This window comes from Flavobacterium xizangense, from assembly GCF_054075145.1.
In genome coordinates this window covers 1-614 of record NZ_JBSIPG010000030.1, presented here as the reverse complement: position 1 = coordinate 614, position 614 = coordinate 1, and the positions used below count along the sequence as shown (strand labels likewise).

1 protein-coding gene is annotated in these 614 nt (G+C 42.7%); it reads left to right on the top strand.

From position 1 onward, the window contains the following. On the top strand, nt 1–614 hold a 614-nt coding region (locus ACWA1B_RS22365; protein ID WP_456910789.1), incomplete at both ends, for a hypothetical protein.

Below are 614 nucleotides of genomic sequence, written 5' to 3'. Positions count from 1 at the left end.
GAATACAGTTATGATAATGGAGTAAATTATACTTCAGATGATACTTATGAGACTTCAGTAGGAGCAAGATTTGACATAATTGTTAGAGATTCGAATGGCTGTTCAGTTACGATCACTGATGGAGTGAACGTACCGGCATTGAATCCTCCGACAGATTTGACTATCCAAACGACAGTACCAGATACATGTGCTGCCGATGCTACAGTTGAGATCACAGCTCATGTAGGCGGAACAGGCACGCTTTATTACGAGATCTTATCTCCGATAACAAGAGTTAAACAAACAACTACAACATTTGCAAACTTGGCTCCGGATACTTACGTATTCCAGGTTACAGATGCAAACGGATGTACATATACTGAATCTCATACGGTAGATCCTGTTGTGAATATTACGGTTTCAAGCACATTGCTTGCAAACGTTTCTTGCAACGGCGGTTCTAACGGATCAGTTCAATTTGATGTTGCCGACCACGCAGGCGGATTCACTTCAACATTGATTGCTGGTACAGGAACGCTGTCAACAACAGGAAACGTTGTGACAGCTACGGGATTAGTGGCAGGAAACTATACATTGGAAGTTACCGATGCAGCTACAGGCTGTAAAGCTACAGC